Raw genomic sequence first — 15,449 nt, forward strand, 5'->3', positions numbered from 1 at the left:
ATGCGTTTATTTGGTTTGTCGATTACCGAGTTTATTGCCATAGTAGGATTAATCGGAAGTATTCTCTTTGCTTTGATGAAGTTTCATCATGTGTTTTCAAAATTAGAGGAAAGCCTACAGGAATTGAAAGATGCGGTAAATCGATTGAATAATCATGAGATTCGAATTACGCGATTAGAAGAACAAAATAAAACGATTTTTAAAAGTATTGGAGGAAGAAAACATGAATAAGATTAATTGGAAGGTAAGAATTCAGAGTAAAGTATTTGTGATCAGTCTTTTAGGACTGATTTTTTTATTACTACAACAAATCTTGTCCATTTTCGGTATTCAGTGGGACTACACTGTTTTAAATGAGCAATTAACTCAAATTATTAATACTATCTTTTTGTTATTGGCATTGATTGGTGTTGTTAAAGATCCTACTACAGAAGGCTTGTCAGATAGTGATCAGGCAATGACCTATGATAAACCCAAAAAAGACATCATTGATTCTGGAGATGGACAGGAGTTTACAGAACGGAGAGATAAAAATGAGAGGAAGCATAAAAAAATTTATTGAACGCATGAACTATTGGTGCCAAACAGTTAGCCTTGGCTACGACCAAAGCAATCGGCAAGATTTCCGAGATGGTGGAGAAACGGATTGTTCTGCATTAGTGATTCATGCATTGAAAGAAGCAGGCTTTGACACTGGATCAGCTACATATACCGGCAATATGCGCTCTAATCTGACAAAACGTGGCTGGAAAGTTATAGCAAACAATGGTCGACCTCAAGCAGGAGATATCTTGTTAAACGATGTAAACCATGTGGCAGTGTATATTGGCGGTGGGAAATTGGCACAAGCATCGATTGATGAGAGAGGTCGAATCACAGGTGGTCGCGGTGGGGATCAGACAGGATGGGAAACCAATGTCCGCTCCTATTACAACTATCCGTGGAATTGTTATTTGCGTTACGTTGCCGCAACAACCAGCTCTAAGCAAGCCACAGGAGGATGGATTACGGAAAAGGGGCATTTTAAATTGAATGCAGCAATCAAACTTCGAAAAGGTCCATCAACGAGTGATCGAGAAATTGCGATAATAGGCGCTGGTTCTGTGATCATTTACGATGCGTATAAAATCGATCCGAATGGTTACGTGTGGATTCGTCAAAAACGTGGAAATGGTTATGGCTATATGGCGACTGGAAGAAGTAAAAACGGAAGACGTATTGACTGTTGGGGAAGATTTTACTAAAATTTTTTTTTACTTTTCCACATGAAAGAACCACACTCTTTTAAAGGGTGTGGTTCTTTTTACTTATAACTTTTTCTAAAATGACTCAGACAGTTTATTTGTGTTAGAATTAATAGGTTTTAACAATCCTTTTTCTTTCTTTTATAAGCTGTAGAAATTGATCTAAACGCGCATTGTCTTCTATCGAGTTTATCGTATAAGCGATCAATTTTTGTATCGCTTTTTCTCCATAATGCTCTTTTAAAAACTCAACAATAGAAAAACTAGGTACATAAGCTCTAGCTAAAACAGTGCGAGAGTATTTTACTTTATTTACTTCTAAATAGCCTTTTTTTAATAAGCCGGCAAGCGCAAGAGCAGTAGTATTGCTGTTTAAATCAGGTACTCTTTCTACTAATTCTGTCTTAGTTAATGCCTGATCAAACTTGAATAAATAAGTTAAAATTTGATATTCTGACTTTGTTAACTCTAACATACTATTCCACCTTTAGCTTTTTATTGATTTAAAATATTTTTTATTATACACCTAATAGCTGATTCTATGAATTCCCTTTCAATAAAAATTAAAAAATTATAGAAAACGATTCCAGTTTCTATTGAAAAAACTTATTTTGTGTTTTAAAATATGAGTATCTAAAAAGTGTTCATTTATTCTTCTTTCAAAATCGCCCACTCCGAAGAGTGGGTATTTTTTATAAACAAATAGCCCGCTTCGGCGGGCTTGTACATAATAAAAAAAGATATTCAAGGGAATATCTTTTAATCTTCGATAAAAAGCTGATTAGTTGTGTAGGCCATACTAATGTTACAATCTCTAGTTTCACCAGTTTTTTCAAATCCTATTTTTTTATAGAAATTCTGGACATCTTTTTCACTTTGAACTGTGATTAAGCATGAGCCAACATGAGGCAAAATTGTATATTTTATAAACGAAAAAATATAAAACATTAAATTGATACCATAATTCTGTTTTTGCAATTCTTTTTTTACAGCAAAATGATGAATTTGAATTCCTGGTATAGACTGTCGTTTTACAGGATTATCCCATTTTTTTAAATTTTTATGTATGTTTGACTTATTAGTAACCAGAACTCTATCAGTTGTTAAGGTGAAATACCCCACTAATTGTTTGTTACCTTTAATTTCCATAAAAAATAGAAAAGTTTTTGTAATGCCAAATAGTAAATCTTCTAGAGCATCATTTTTCAAGTAATCATCAATATGAGGTTTTCCACAAGAAAAAGCCTGTACTAAGGCTTTTTCTTCGTCATCAATGTTTGAAAGCTTCTTAATTTGTACTTCATTATCAATAAACATATGATTTTAGTAACCTCTTAGATTTTGTAAGATTTTCCATCGATATTGAGTGTTTTAATAGCATTCACTCTTTTTGCTGTTTTTTTTGCATTTTCATTTGTAAATTGTTTATCTTTGCCAAAAATACTATCCATAAATCGGTTATAGCTTTTAGAGTCAGTAAAAACCATTTCTGTACATTTGATAGATGTATTGGCCATATTATTTCTCCCCTTTCTATTGTATTAAGAATATCATCGGTAAAAAAAATAATCAATAATTTTTCATCGCCTAAAGACTACTTGTTGATTTTACTGAAAACGCTGATTTTTGATAAGATCGATATTGAAAAAATTCATTTTGTATTTTAAAATCTAATTACCCAATAAACAATTTTTTCATTAATCTCCTTTCAAGGAGGCCCACTCTTTGGAGTGGGTATTTTTTATAAACAAATAGCCCGCTTCGGCGGGCTTGTACATAATTTTAAAATAGAGTATTGATAAAAGTTAAATAGCAATCAATTACACGATTATAGGTATCTGGATATTCTAAATCTAAATGAACTGGTGCACTACAGTACATAGTTGAACTATTCAATGTCATCACTTTGTGAGTTCTGATGTATTGTTTAGGATATTGCATGTTTAGTCTAGGATGGTTATGAGTAGTTATTTCGACATCGTAATTTGGATTGATTCGATTTGAACAAGTTACTCTTGAAATAGGTAAACAAGTATAGTCACATTTACCATCTATATCTTCTTTCCCTATAACTAAAATAGGTCTAATACAACTTTTATTGCCTATATTTAACATGCTTGCACAAATAGTCCCTACTGGAATTTCGTGACGTCGCACCTATGTTAAAATCCTTTCGTGAGGAATTTCATCAAATTCATCTAAATACATATCATAGTTATAATCGTATACTCTAATGTTAGCTGCATCAAACTTTATATCATCAATAGATATATCAACATTGCCATTTTCATTTTCGTCTAGACCTTGCCTCGAATTTTTCCAAGAGGTTTCCTCATGCGTTAAATCTACCAATGATCGAGCAGTCATATTGCCGAATTCGTAGATTACACTTTCGATAATGAATTTTTCCTCAACTGTCAATTCGCCCTGAATTTCATTTGGAATGGTATTATGTTGAAAACATTTTCGTAACTCCGGAAGCACAGGACCTAAAATCCATCCTTTAAAACTTTCTTCAAAAAGGGGCTCGTTTTGTAGTGCTAAATGTTGTCTTTGAACGAGATACATTAATTTTTGTAATTTTAATTCACTATCGCCAAAGTCATGTCCGTAAATTTGTTTGTAAGACAGCAAAAGAAAGCTTGCAACATCCATAACTTTTGACATTTCAATTCCTCCTTTGTTTCACAAGTGTTCCACACCTTTATTATATATATCATATGACTAATAGTAAATTAAAATACGCAAGTTATACAAAAAAATATATTTGTAAATCTTTCTAGAAAATAATTCCACCCCATCCTACTTCTGAGTGGGCATTTTTATTTATCTAACATGACATAAATACAGTAAAAATCATCATAAGAAAACCCTCACAAGTGCTAGTATTTCATTTGCAAATAAAAAGCATCGGGAGTACACTATAGTTACCAAATACTTAAGGAGTGTGTCAATTATGTCAAACTATGAAGAAAAAGAAGCAAAAGCATTGGTCAAAATTGGAGAAGTATTGAACAAGTTAGACCGCGATTTAGAGGAACTAGATTCTCTAAATGATGATGCGAAGAAACATAGTATGAAGAAATGGATTGTAGAGAAAAAAGCAATGCATGAGATCAAAAAGATTGCGCACGAAGCAGGTAAATATGAAAAGTATGATGAGAAAGAACTCCAAAAAGAGATTGAACACGTAGAACAATACATGTAATAAAAAACATGTTATTTTTAATACGAATATGTATTGAAAGAATAAAACGTGCGAGTTAAAATTTATGTACCAGTCCTTTCTGATTAACTCTCTGTTTACCCACTCTACGAGTGGGTATTATTGTTTCTTTAAAAGCTATAAAAAAACGTATATTTTAAAAAAACTGATATTGAAAAATATAATTTCACGTTTTAAAATATACTCAGCTGAGATTTTTTCATTAATCTCCTTTCAGGGAAGCCCACTCTTCTGAGTGGGTTGTTTCGTACCTTTAGCTCAGTTGATCAGAGCAGATGGCTCATAACTGTCCGGTCGTAGGTTCGAGTCCTACAAGGTACATAGTATAATACAAAGTCAATACGAGCAGAAAGAGAACGCAAAAAAGCTTCCTTACTCAAATTATGAGTCGGGAAGCTTTTTTTATTGTATTCAAAAGTTACTTTACTTGTAGTAATTACGTTTATCCTATAGATTAGTAGGTGCGTGCAATACTCTACGAGGAGTATTAGGCGGTAATATTTGGGGAAGTGTGCCTAGTACTCTTCGATTTTTTTATTTTAGCATTATTTCAATGTAATAGATATTATTGATTAGAAAACCGTCATAAATTGGTTGAGTTTAATTAATAAAAGATGTAATCTAGATTCATACCCAAGTGTTTTTTTCGTTTACTCTTTCGAGATCCACTCTATTATAGCTAGGGTGGATTTTTTGTTGAAATAAAAACTATGTTCTTGTAGAATGAAATCATAGCCTTAACCGGGGCTATTTCATTTTATATCTTTTTTCAGGCCTACTCTCCTTGAGGGTGGGTTATTTTTGAGCAAAAGGTTTGAATAAATTTTTAGATCGCTCATATAATTAATTTACCATATAAAAAAACTTTTTTATCTAATTGTGCCACTCCTACCCGGGAGTGGTTGTTTTTTTTGTAAACAAAAAGACCGCTACAGCGGGCTGTAACCTTAGTGTTAAAGAAAATGTGCTATATAAAATTTAAAATACAACATCTAATTGTTTTTCTAATGATTACATAGTAAAATTTAGGTATAAATCTGAACGGAGTATACATATGCAAAAAGTATATATGTTTTTTGATGACTCCGGTGTTTTACACAAAAACGCCAATAGTCGTCATTTTGTTTATGCGGGTCTTGCTTTTATTGGTAATGAAAGTAAAGAATCAGCTAGAAGATTGTACTGTTCGACTTTAAAACGAATCAGAGCACAAGTGAGTATAGAAGGAGAGCTAAAAGCTTGTTTTTTAGAGCCTAAGTATAAGTACGATTTGTATCGTGTATTGAAAAATGAGCATAGTATGGGTCTAACTGTTGATATTAAAAGAGTTCATGAGAATATTTTGAACGAGAAGAATTCGATCCATAGGTATAAAGATTATGTTTTAAAAAGGTTAATAAAAGCTAGGTTGAATGATTTTATTGCAAAAGGGTTACTTGATCCAAATGAAGATATCTTAATAAATATTTGTGTAGACGAGCAAGCAACCGCAACTAATGGTTATTATAATTTCAGAGATTCTGTATATGAAGAGCTTAAAAATGGGATAATAAATTATAATTACGGAACTTTTTATGAACCTCTATTTTTTGGTAAAGTTGAAATCCATGTAAGATATTGTGATTCAAAATCAAACTATTTAGTACAAGCAAGTGATATTTTGGCAAATAGATTATGGACCTCTTTTATTGTGAATAATCCCGAGATGCGAGCAATACCCAATCATGTATGTTTAAGACTACCTTAGATTTTAAACATAAAATAAAAAATACTTGCTTTTGAACGTTACGTAGTTTAATATTAAGTTACAGATAGTAATAACTATACTGAGTACATGAGAGGAATCGATTATAGTAATTAAGCGTAATCTAAGTACGCCGACCTCTATGGGCCACCCGGAAGGGTGGTTTTTTACTATGTCAACAACATTTGTCCTGAGATTTAAAAATCTTGTAACAAAAAGTTTTGTTTTTCCATTAGACCATAGAACAGGGAAGTCTTCTTCAGTTAATTAGAGAAATTGGTTAGAAATAAAATGTCGTAGGTTCGAGTCCTACAAGGTACATAAAAACTCTTGCTCAGTTAGAGTAAGAGTTTTTATTTATCACTTTCTAGTGGTCTATTAATAGTATTTTTAGAATCATCTAAAGGGGATAGAAATACAAAACTTCATAACTATCTTTGTCTGTGAGTGAATAGAGCATATCAAAATCATAAATTTTGTCTTGATAAGTAAAATTACCGATTGCACTATAAACATTTTTGTACTCTTTACCAGTATCGGAGTTTTTATCATACGGCATACGGTACACTTTAAATGTATCATTAATAAAATTAACTTCCAAATTATCTATCTTATAGTGTTTTTTCAGAACATTCTCTGCAATTATTGAAGCCTCGGATCGTTCCTCATTGTCAGTTTTTTTCACTATTGAATTTGTCTCACTGTAATTTCTAGATTCTTCTGCTGAGTCGGAGTTAGTACAAGCGCTCAGAAATAAAACTGAAAGTAATAATCCAGCGACTAATTTTTTTCACTTTTATCCCTCAATTCATTTTTTCTTTTATTTTATTAAATATTCACAATTGATGTAAAGGTAAAAATAGTTTGTTTCAATCCATAAAAATGAAAAGCATTTTGTCCAGGAAATTTAGTGTGATTTTGGTGTGATAAAATAATATTTTTGGGTTTAATCGTTGATTTATTAACGTTTATATAGTTTTGCTATCTACCGTTTGGCAAAATAAAACAACTCGAAACACCTCATGAAGAACTTCTTCATGAGGTGTTTTTTTGATGGAGACAGTCTAGCGACCGGTAACAAGGAGCAGCTGCTTGTTTTCGTACTTACTGTGTCAAAAAGCCTTGCCTTTTCAAAAATTTTTCTACGTCCGGACGGCGAGGTTCTTGGAAAAAGCCAGTCATTTTGGTTTGCCAATCCGTTTTTTGTTGATTGCTTCTCCGATGGGCATAGTAGTCCGCGGTAGTTTCATTGTAGCGAGCAACGAGGTCTTCGGTCAGGGGCTGATAGTGGTCGACACTTAACACAGCGGATTGCGGTAAGCGAACTTTCGGCTCATTTTTCGTTGCGGGATAACCGATAGTCAACCCAAACAATGGCAGTGTATACGGGGGCAGCTCCGTGAGTTCAGTGATACGGAACAAGTCATTCCGGATTCCGCCAATGTAACAGATTCCCAGACCTTGGGTTTCTGCAAAGGCTGCCATATTTTGAGCAGCAATCGTGGTATCTACCACAGCAACTAGAAGGGCTTCCATATTCGACAACCCATCACTAGGCAAATTTGCTTGTTGCAACAATTGATGGTGTTTATATAAATCTGCTACGAACAGATAAAAGACACCCGTCTGTGTGATATAGTGGGGAGCACCGGCGATTTTCTCGATTTCTGCTAATCTTTTAGGATCTTTGATCTCGATGATTGAATAGGCTTGAACGAAATTTGAACTTGAACCGCTTTGTGCTACTTTGACAAGTTGTTGCTTCATTTCTGCTGATAAAGACTTTTTTTGGAAGTCTCTAACCGATGTGTGACTTGTAAAAAAATCAATGGTTTCCATTATTGTTCCTCCTCTGTCACGCTTGTTACGCTGTAGATTAGTGTAACAGAAAAAAGAAGCTTTTTTCAAAAAAATATATCTGAGAAAAGACAAATTTGTGCATAAAGGTTGCTATCTTCAAAAAATTTCGTTATGATGATTCTACATTCTGATAAACCCTTAGGGGAGTAACCAGTGGCTTCGGCTGCGATAATATCAACAGTAAGTAAACTGGCGACAGTTTTCTGGTATTATATGAAATGGTGAGACCTAAGACAAGCATCCACTTGTCTTAGGTCTCTTTTTTTCTAAAAAAGGACTCATGCAAGGGATAGCAACTATGAAGGAGAGAAATCATTGGCAAAAGAAATGTATCAAAAAGAAATCACAGAGGTTATGAACGAGGTAAACAGCAGTCCATCTGGATTGTCCCAGCAAGAAGCGGCAAAGCGCTTAGAAAATGGCTTGAATCAGCTGAAAGAAGCTCCCAAAAAATCAAGTTTGATACTCTTTTTAGAAACCTTCAAAGATGCGATGGTGATCGTTTTGCTGATCGTGGCTATCGTTCAGATGATCATGGGCGCCCATGTTGAATCGATTGTCATTTTTGCTGTTTTGCTACTGAATTCGGTTGTTAGTGTCATCCAAACGAAAAAAGCAGAAGGATCGTTAGATGCATTGAAAAGCCTCTCGGCACCCAATGCAAATGTCATCCGAGATGGAAAGGAACAAACGGTACCGGCAAAAGAATTGGTAGTGGGTGATATCGTTATTCTAGAAGCAGGGGACTATGTACCTGCTGATGGCCGTCTGATTGAAGAAGGGGCATTGAAAGTCGATGAAGGAATGCTGACCGGTGAATCGACACCTGCTGAAAAAGAACTTGGGGTTATTGACCGCACAGCGCCTATTGGAGACCGCGATAACATGGTCTTTAGTGGAACGATCGTGACTTACGGCCGTGGACGTTTCATTGTGACTGCCACAGGAAATGTGACAGAAATCGGGCAAGTCGCTGGTTTATTAGAAAACACAGTGGAACACAAGACGCCATTACAACGCGGGCTGGATCGCTTCAGCAAAAAATTGAGCTTGGCGATCCTCGTTCTTTCCTTGATTATTTTAGGTGTCCAAGTTGCTCGGCTATTTTTAGGTGATGGGTCTGGCGATATGACCGCCGATCTAGTCAACGCTTTTATGTTTGCAGTCGCTGTTGCGGTGGCTGCTATTCCTGAAGCACTCCAATCGATCGTTACGATTGTTTTATCGATCGGTACCAAACAAATGGCTCGTCAACATGCGATCATTCGTAAGTTGCCGGCAGTTGAAACACTAGGTTCTACTAGTATCGTTTGTACAGATAAAACAGGAACATTGACCCAAAATAAAATGACGGTCGTTGATTTTTATTTGCCAAATGGACAGACGGGTGAATTTTCTGAGAATCCTGCTGAATGGACAGTGCCTGAACGTCGCTTGATCGAGATCAGTGTGCTTGCAAATGATGCGGCAATCAGTCCCGAAGGAGCTAAACTAGGAGATCCCACAGAGATTGCCTTTCTTGATTATACAGAAAAATTGAATCAACCGTATCGTGAGATTCGTCAACAATACCCGCGATTACAAGAATTGCCTTTTGATTCCGATCGGAAATTGATGTCCACATTGCATACCATTGATTCGGAACAACTCCTTTTGACAAAAGGGGGACCGGATATTGTGATCGGAAGAAGTACAAAGGTTCTTATCAATGACGAAATCGTTCCACTGACTGAGGAAATCAAACATCAGTTGCAGCATCAAAATGAAGAATTCTCTAAACGAGCGCTGCGGGTTTTGGCTTTTGCTTATCGTCCGCTGACAGTGTCTGAAGACGAAGAACTGCATTTAGGTCTCGAAGAAGAGTTGATCTTTGTTGGTTTGATGGCGATGATTGATCCCCCTCGGAAGGAAGTCAAGCAAGCCGTGGCAGACGCGAAATCGGCTGGCATCAAAACAGTGATGATCACTGGTGACCACAAAACGACGGCTGTGGCCATTGCTCAGGAGATCGGGATTGCGCAAGAAGGTGACTTAGCATTGACTGGTACAGAGCTTGATGCACTGTCGGAAGAAGAACTGACGAATCAATTGGAGAAAATCACTGTCTACGCCCGCGTCTCTCCTGAGAATAAAATCCGCATTGTGCGAGCATGGCAAGGTAAAGGGAAAATCTCTGCTATGACCGGTGATGGCGTAAATGATGCACCAGCATTGAAGCAAGCGGATATCGGGATTGCGATGGGGACAGGAACGGACGTTGCAAAAGATGCAGCAGCAATGGTCTTGACAGATGACAACTTTGCTTCAATTATTCGAGCGGTAGAAGTTGGCCGCAATGTGTTTGATAATATCAAAAAGGCGATTTCTTATCTTTTTGCTGGTAACCTCGGCGCGATTATCGCCATTGTGTTTGCTTTAGTAATGGGCTGGGACAATCCATTTACAGCCTTGCAATTGCTGTTTATCAACTTAGTGAATGATTCGCTTCCTGCTATCGCTTTAGGGATGGAAAAAGCGGAACCAACTATCATGCAAAGAGAACCTAGAAATCCTGATGCTGGCATCTTTTCTGGTAAAACGCTGATCTCAGTTACTTATCGTGGGATCTTGATTGCGGCAGTGGTGATTATAGCGCAATGGATCGGGATGAATCAATCGCCGGAGTTAGGTGTTGCAATGGCATTCTCAACTTTGATCTGGAGCCGTACATTACAAACATTGCCTGCTCGTTCCAATACAGAGACTGCTTGGCAAGCTGGATTGTTTGCGAATAAAATGGTTTGGCTGGCGATCGTGGTTTGTGGTCTGCTTTATAGTGTGACATTGCTACCTGGAATTCGGGAAGTCTTTGCGATTCCAGAAACCTTTACAATGAACCATGTTGGGTTAAGCATAGCTATGGCAGCTGGTGCTGTCTTGATGATGGAAATCACAAAACTGATTATTTTAGCGGTACAATCTCGAGGGAACAACACGAACTCATGATACTTGCGGGAGTGTTTTCGCTAATCAGATGAACAAAATAAGAACCGAAGGCGCAGCATGCAGCACTGCGTCTTCGGTTCTTTTTCTTGCTTTCATTTAATGGACTTGATTGATTTTCTTTAATTGACTGATTTGCTGGGCGACATGAAGAATCAGCTGTTGTTGGCCGTCTATTGGTTTCCCACCGTAAAGATAATCTTCATAGGTTGCCGTCAGTTGGATAAAACTCCCGTGGAAAATAGGATAAACAGCTTCCAATCGGCTGGCGTACTCACTAAGAGGTTCCGAATCAGCATGGAAAAGAACTTTTGCTGCTTGTTTCATCAAGACAGGATAGGCGGTTGGTAATGGTTCGGAACGAAAGCGAGCAATCAACCAGATGCGAATTCGGAAAAAGTAGCGGCGCAAAAGATACAGTAATCCCAAGAAAACCAAGCATGCGATACCTTGCAGAAAAGAACGGATCCATTGCCATGTTTCAGGTGAGAAAAGGTGTTCTTCTGCTGGCGCAACAGTTGTCGTCGTTGTTGTGGAACTGCTGGTCTCACTACTGCTGCTGGTAGAAGACTCGCGACTAGAACTGCTCGTTTCAGGTAATACTTCAGAAGAGACAGTTGTTGTTTGCAATTCGGGACGATCAGGATTTTGAAAGTTCGGCGTCGGCTCAAACGGTACCCAGCCAAAACCGGCAAAATAGACTTCCGCCCACGAATGCGCGTTGCGGTTTCTCACGGTAAATGTTGTCAGGCCATTTTCAGTTTGAGCATCTCCTGGCGAAAAACCCTTGACCCAGCGCGCCGGAATATCGAGCGTTCGTAATAATACCACCATCGCAGTCGAGAAATTATCACAATAGCCAACTTTTGATTCAAACAAAAATTGATCGACATAGTCTTGTTCTTCTGCTGGATAGACGGCATCCGTTTTTGAATAACGGAATTCAATTGAATTTTTCAAGTGATTTTCAATGGCTGTGACTTGTTCGAAGATGGTACTTTGATCTTCTGTGATTGAGCGCGCAAGCTGCCGAATCCGTGCAGGAAGGTTCTCAGGTAATTGTGTATAGTCAACAGGAGTATCTGGCTGTTGCAGCGGCAAGGATTGCAATGTTTCAGCGGCATAGTCCGCTGGCTGCCAAGCCAGTGAAACTTCAATCTGTTGTTGCGGCTCCATTAGATCGACTCGTTGAACCGCATCATCCACAATAAAACCAGAGGCTCCTTCTTCAATAGTGAGGTGATTGCTTCCATAAGGTAATGGCAAATAATCTCCCTGATTCTGCAAATAAAGCTGGACTGTTTCTTCTTTAAGATAATCTTGTTGATAATTATCATCTGCAATCCGCAGGGAATCAGGCACTGTTCGCAGATCTTCTTCCCGTATCGTGTTGATCCAACCCTTGCCAGAATAAAAATCTTTGCTTTCTACTCGCCAATAATGGCGGGTATCTTGTTGGGCTGTAAATAACACGGTATCATCGTCTAATAAGGGACCGCCTAATTGCCGATCATTTTCGCTAAAGCCTGTACGGGACCCGCTAGGTGCACCATGTTCTTCGATAAACTGATAAAAGCCGCGTTGATTCGCTTGTGTGCGTATACCAGTGGTAGCTGCTACCAAGCGATCGCGAATCGCGGTTCTTGGCAGCAGTGTTGCTCCAACCAACAGCAACGAACATAGCAGGGTGAGCCCCAGCCAGAACGACCATTCTCGTACTGTTTTCAGCTGTTGGGTTTTGATCAGGCTGCAAAGAACTCCGCAAAAACACACCCCCAACAAATGCCACGTTAGATTGAAATCATTAAAAATCACGACAGTCAGCAGATAGAGACACATTGCACCGTAGACAATATAAAAATGCTGGATGTAGATCGAGAACACAGCAAACAGAAGAATGCCGGTGACGATAATGGTCACTGCAACAAGTTCAGTGATATAACCGACTTTGCCAGCCAGAATCTCGCTGAGAGCTGTTTGCAAATCATAAAAATATCTTTGGAACCAAGTGAAGGAAAATCCTTCACCATAAGGAAAAAAGCGGTAAAGAGTGACAAACCAACCTACGATGTAAAAAGGCAGACTGTAGCGAAGACGAGGACTTAAAATACTCACAAAGCAAATCAGAAAGGCGTACAGAAGCAACGTAGTTTGGTGCCCCAAGTGGTAGACTGCTAAAAACGGCAGCACCGTCAAAATGATCGCAATGTAAGTCAGAGCTCCGATTATGGCTTTTTTGATCAAAGGATTCATTCAGACACCTCTTTGTTCGACAGTCGTTGGATCAGGTCATGATACGTATAAACTTGCAGCATGTTGCTTGGCGTCAAGGATTCCAGATAGTCTTCTAAGGATTGCGAGACAGCCGGTGTGATGATAATCACCTGACGCCCTGAGATTTTGGGCAATGGTTCTGGGACTGTGATAAATGGCTGAATCGCTGCGAAAGCTCCAGCATGGATTTGATAAGGAGAATCCAGGTCCTCGCCGATCAATAGTTGCTGAAAAGGCATCTTTTTAAGCAAGAGATTTTGGAGCGAAAAGAAGATCGCCAATGTGTCTTCAAAAGCAGGGTGAGATTCACCCCAAAACAACAAAGTCAACTCCTGTTGTTGTTCCGTTTCGTGTTCTCGATAAATCAGTTCTTGCTGTTTACTGGAGAGCTTCCAGTCAATATGCTTTAATGAATCCCCTTGCTGATAGTTACGGTAGTTTCGAATGGTGAAATTTGATTCCCCGTAAGTATATTTTCGCGGCTTTTTTTCAAAAAGTGTCATCAAGGATAGGACCTCGGGTCGATATTCTGGCAAAATGAGGATTTCTTGTTGGATTTTCATTTGCCGCCTTTTTCTGAAGAATCCCCAAAGTTCCTGACTTGTGAGGGTCAATGGCAGTCCATTATATGCTCCTCGAGCGGTAGGAAGCCACAGCACCTCTAAGCGGATGGATTCGCCCCGATAAAAAGTGAGCGTCTGTTCCTGATTTTGAAAGAGCAAAGACAGCTTTGGGATTGGCAACAGCGTTGGCCGATACTTGAAAACTTGCAGCGGCAAAGGCGTTTCTTTGTTTATTTGTGTTTGGATCGATTCTTCAAGAGTCACTTGGATTTTATTAAGGGAAGGCAGAATGAATAACAAGTCTGCTAGTACCAATAAAGTAACAAAAAAGAGGAGACTCCAACCTGCTTCATTATTGAAAACGATACAATAGCTTAGTAAAAGAAAATAAGTAACAAAAAATACCAGATATTTTCCCAATAACCGCTGTTTGCTCATCATCAGCGCCTCACTGGTACAGGAACGCGTTGGATCATTTGCTTCATGATCTCAGAGAGACTTTCCTGGCTGGCAGTAATCCCGCCTTTTAATAATAAGCGATGACCAAAAACGGCTGGCAAAATTCGTTGCAAGTCTTGCGGTGTCACATAGGTTCTTCCTTCGGTCAAAGCCAATGCTTTTGCCCCTTTCAAAAAGGCAATGCCGCCACGAGGGCTGATGCCTAAATCAATGGCATTATGGTTGCGGCTAGCTTGGACCAGCTGCAGCGCATAGCGAGCAACTTGATTGTCCACGAAAACTTGATCGACCATTTGTTTCAATGCGGTAACTTCCTGCGAGGTCAATATTGTCTGAATTTGATTGAGGGATTGCTGGCGTTGTCCAATCAGTAAAGCAAGCTCATCTTGAAAAGCAGGGTAGCCAATGTGTAATCGAAACAAAAAACGATCCAGTTGTGCTTCCGGCAAAGGATAGGTTCCTTCATATTCGATTGGGTTTTGAGTCGCCAACACAAAGAAGTGAGGGCTTAGCGCGTAGGTTTGATTATCGATGGTCACGTGATTCTCAGACATTGCTTCCAATAATGCTGCTTGTGTACGAGGTGTTGTGCGATTGATTTCATCTGCTAATAACACAGAAGTAAAGATAGGTCCCGGTCGAAATTCAAATTGCTGGTTTTCTGAATTGAAGATCGATACACCTAAGATATCATTGGGCAAAAGATCTGGGGTAAACTGAACACGCTTATAGTCGCTTTGGATGGCTTTTGCCAATGATTTGACTAGCATCGTTTTCCCTACTCCGGGAATATCTTCAAACAAAACGTGACCACCTGCCAATAATGCCGCCACAGTTAATTGGATCACATCACGTTTTCCTAAAATCACTTTCTCGACTTCATTGATCAACGCATCGATCTTTTGTAGTTCATCTGCCATTTTTCAACCTCCTTGAGCCTTTTCTTTTATTGTATCGGTTTTTATTTGCAATCGCAATTTATTGAAGGCAGCGCCTATCCCCAAGAAGAGAACTAGTCAAGCAATGGGCAGCAATCTGATCTGCTTGTCGTAAATTAAAAGCATTGGTTCCCGGTTGTGCTGTGGCGGCGGTTAGCC

Annotated in this window: 15 protein-coding genes and 1 tRNA gene; 7 read left to right on the forward strand and 9 right to left on the reverse strand. The window is 38.3% G+C overall.

Annotated features, from left to right (window positions below):
* The 3 genes from DVW06_RS01965 to DVW06_RS01975 are packed head-to-tail and all read left to right on the forward strand — an operon-like array spanning nucleotide 1 to nucleotide 1,244.
* Complete coding sequence (locus DVW06_RS01965) at nucleotides 1–231, forward strand: hypothetical protein (protein WP_113849465.1); 231 nt, start codon at nucleotides 1–3, stop codon at nucleotides 229–231.
* Complete coding sequence (locus DVW06_RS01970) at nucleotides 224–562, forward strand: phage holin (RefSeq protein ID WP_225585847.1); 339 nt, start codon at nucleotides 224–226, stop codon at nucleotides 560–562. The genes DVW06_RS01965 and DVW06_RS01970 overlap by 8 nt, the downstream gene beginning before the upstream one ends.
* Nucleotides 534–1,244 (forward strand): NlpC/P60 family protein, encoded by a 711-nt coding sequence (locus DVW06_RS01975; RefSeq protein ID WP_238696158.1) that lies wholly within the window; start codon nucleotides 534–536, stop codon nucleotides 1,242–1,244. Before DVW06_RS01970 ends, DVW06_RS01975 begins: the two co-directional genes overlap by 29 nt.
* Nucleotides 1,245–1,353: 109 nt before the next feature.
* On the opposite strand, the gene DVW06_RS01980 is transcribed toward DVW06_RS01975, so the two are convergent.
* The 4 genes from DVW06_RS01980 to DVW06_RS01995 all read right to left on the reverse strand — a co-directional run bounded on the left by DVW06_RS01980 (nucleotide 1,354) and on the right by DVW06_RS01995 (nucleotide 3,911).
* Entirely contained in the window at nucleotides 1,354–1,719 is a 366-nt protein-coding gene (locus tag DVW06_RS01980; protein WP_113849466.1) for a transcriptional regulator, BlaI/MecI/CopY family protein, read from the reverse strand.
* Between the two features lie 284 nt (nucleotides 1,720–2,003).
* Nucleotides 2,004–2,561, reverse strand: a complete 558-nt coding sequence (locus DVW06_RS01985) for a GNAT family N-acetyltransferase (RefSeq protein ID WP_137264352.1) — start codon at nucleotides 2,559–2,561, stop codon at nucleotides 2,004–2,006.
* A gap of 17 nt (nucleotides 2,562–2,578) precedes the next feature.
* The gene (locus tag DVW06_RS01990; protein WP_137264353.1) at nucleotides 2,579–2,761 is read right to left on the reverse strand and encodes a hypothetical protein; all 183 of its coding nucleotides are present in this window, start codon (nucleotides 2,759–2,761) and stop codon (nucleotides 2,579–2,581) included.
* A gap of 640 nt (nucleotides 2,762–3,401) precedes the next feature.
* On the reverse strand, nucleotides 3,402–3,911 hold the full coding sequence (locus DVW06_RS01995) for a Panacea domain-containing protein (RefSeq protein WP_113849467.1): 510 nt from the start codon (nucleotides 3,909–3,911) through the stop codon (nucleotides 3,402–3,404).
* Nucleotides 3,912–4,200: 289 nt separating this feature from the next.
* Between DVW06_RS01995 and DVW06_RS02000 the strand changes: the two genes are divergently transcribed.
* From DVW06_RS02000 to DVW06_RS02010, 3 genes are all read left to right on the forward strand, one after another.
* Nucleotides 4,201–4,452, forward strand: a complete 252-nt coding sequence (locus tag DVW06_RS02000; protein ID WP_113849468.1) for a hypothetical protein — start codon at nucleotides 4,201–4,203, stop codon at nucleotides 4,450–4,452.
* A gap of 265 nt (nucleotides 4,453–4,717) precedes the next feature.
* Nucleotides 4,718–4,791 (forward strand) — tRNA-Ile (locus tag DVW06_RS02005).
* A gap of 733 nt (nucleotides 4,792–5,524) precedes the next feature.
* Nucleotides 5,525–6,217: a DUF3800 domain-containing protein gene (locus DVW06_RS02010; RefSeq protein WP_010749288.1), complete on the forward strand. Its 693-nt coding sequence runs from the start codon at nucleotides 5,525–5,527 to the stop codon at nucleotides 6,215–6,217.
* Nucleotides 6,218–6,614: 397 nt separating this feature from the next.
* On the opposite strand, the gene DVW06_RS17015 is transcribed toward DVW06_RS02010, so the two are convergent.
* Entirely contained in the window at nucleotides 6,615–6,899 is a 285-nt protein-coding gene (locus tag DVW06_RS17015) for a hypothetical protein (protein WP_161569475.1), read from the reverse strand.
* Nucleotides 6,900–7,318: 419 nt separating this feature from the next.
* Complete coding sequence (locus DVW06_RS02015) at nucleotides 7,319–8,053, reverse strand: NADPH-dependent oxidoreductase (protein WP_003125932.1); 735 nt, start codon at nucleotides 8,051–8,053, stop codon at nucleotides 7,319–7,321.
* Nucleotides 8,054–8,401: 348 nt separating this feature from the next.
* Between DVW06_RS02015 and DVW06_RS02020 the strand changes: the two genes are divergently transcribed.
* Nucleotides 8,402–11,059 carry a cation-translocating P-type ATPase gene (locus DVW06_RS02020; protein WP_040013690.1) on the forward strand — a complete coding sequence of 886 codons (2,658 nt, stop codon included), beginning with the start codon at nucleotides 8,402–8,404 and terminating at the stop codon, nucleotides 11,057–11,059.
* Nucleotides 11,060–11,155: 96 nt separating this feature from the next.
* On the opposite strand, the gene DVW06_RS02025 is transcribed toward DVW06_RS02020, so the two are convergent.
* Genes DVW06_RS02025 through DVW06_RS02035 form a run of 3 tightly spaced genes read right to left on the reverse strand, consistent with a single transcriptional unit; the run spans nucleotide 11,156 to nucleotide 15,272 of the window.
* Nucleotides 11,156–13,309, reverse strand: a complete 2,154-nt coding sequence (locus DVW06_RS02025; RefSeq protein ID WP_137264354.1) for a DUF4129 domain-containing transglutaminase family protein — start codon at nucleotides 13,307–13,309, stop codon at nucleotides 11,156–11,158.
* Nucleotides 13,306–14,334, reverse strand: a complete 1,029-nt coding sequence (locus DVW06_RS02030) for a DUF58 domain-containing protein (protein WP_005470861.1) — start codon at nucleotides 14,332–14,334, stop codon at nucleotides 13,306–13,308. The genes DVW06_RS02025 and DVW06_RS02030 overlap by 4 nt, the downstream gene beginning before the upstream one ends.
* Nucleotides 14,334–15,272: an AAA family ATPase gene (locus DVW06_RS02035; RefSeq protein ID WP_003125938.1), complete on the reverse strand. Its 939-nt coding sequence runs from the start codon at nucleotides 15,270–15,272 to the stop codon at nucleotides 14,334–14,336. Before DVW06_RS02035 ends, DVW06_RS02030 begins: the two co-directional genes overlap by 1 nt.
* Nucleotides 15,273–15,449: the final 177 nt, after the last annotated feature.

The organism is Enterococcus sp. ARL09-542 (assembly GCF_005234805.1).
GTDB lineage: Bacteria > Bacillota > Bacilli > Lactobacillales > Enterococcaceae > Enterococcus_D > Enterococcus_D gallinarum.

Excerpts from the sequence above, each read along its gene's own strand:
- DVW06_RS01965 (WP_113849465.1), top strand. The coding sequence starts at position 1 with ATGCGTTTATTTGGTTTGTCGATTACCGAGTTTATTGCCATAGTAGGA.
- DVW06_RS01970 (WP_225585847.1), top strand. The coding sequence starts at position 224 with ATGAATAAGATTAATTGGAAGGTAAGAATTCAGAGTAAAGTATTTGTG.
- DVW06_RS01975 (WP_238696158.1), top strand. The coding sequence starts at position 534 with ATGAGAGGAAGCATAAAAAAATTTATTGAACGCATGAACTATTGGTGC.
- DVW06_RS01980 (WP_113849466.1), bottom strand. The coding sequence starts at position 1,719 with ATGTTAGAGTTAACAAAGTCAGAATATCAAATTTTAACTTATTTATTC.
- DVW06_RS01985 (WP_137264352.1), bottom strand. The coding sequence starts at position 2,561 with ATGTTTATTGATAATGAAGTACAAATTAAGAAGCTTTCAAACATTGAT.
- DVW06_RS01990 (WP_137264353.1), bottom strand. The coding sequence starts at position 2,761 with ATGGCCAATACATCTATCAAATGTACAGAAATGGTTTTTACTGACTCT.
- DVW06_RS01995 (WP_113849467.1), bottom strand. The coding sequence starts at position 3,911 with ATGTCAAAAGTTATGGATGTTGCAAGCTTTCTTTTGCTGTCTTACAAA.
- DVW06_RS02000 (WP_113849468.1), top strand. The coding sequence starts at position 4,201 with ATGTCAAACTATGAAGAAAAAGAAGCAAAAGCATTGGTCAAAATTGGA.
- DVW06_RS02010 (WP_010749288.1), top strand. The coding sequence starts at position 5,525 with ATGCAAAAAGTATATATGTTTTTTGATGACTCCGGTGTTTTACACAAA.
- DVW06_RS02015 (WP_003125932.1), bottom strand. The coding sequence starts at position 8,053 with ATGGAAACCATTGATTTTTTTACAAGTCACACATCGGTTAGAGACTTC.
- DVW06_RS02020 (WP_040013690.1), top strand. The coding sequence starts at position 8,402 with ATGTATCAAAAAGAAATCACAGAGGTTATGAACGAGGTAAACAGCAGT.
- DVW06_RS02025 (WP_137264354.1), bottom strand. The coding sequence starts at position 13,309 with ATGAATCCTTTGATCAAAAAAGCCATAATCGGAGCTCTGACTTACATT.
- DVW06_RS02030 (WP_005470861.1), bottom strand. The coding sequence starts at position 14,334 with ATGATGAGCAAACAGCGGTTATTGGGAAAATATCTGGTATTTTTTGTT.
- DVW06_RS02035 (WP_003125938.1), bottom strand. The coding sequence starts at position 15,272 with ATGGCAGATGAACTACAAAAGATCGATGCGTTGATCAATGAAGTCGAG.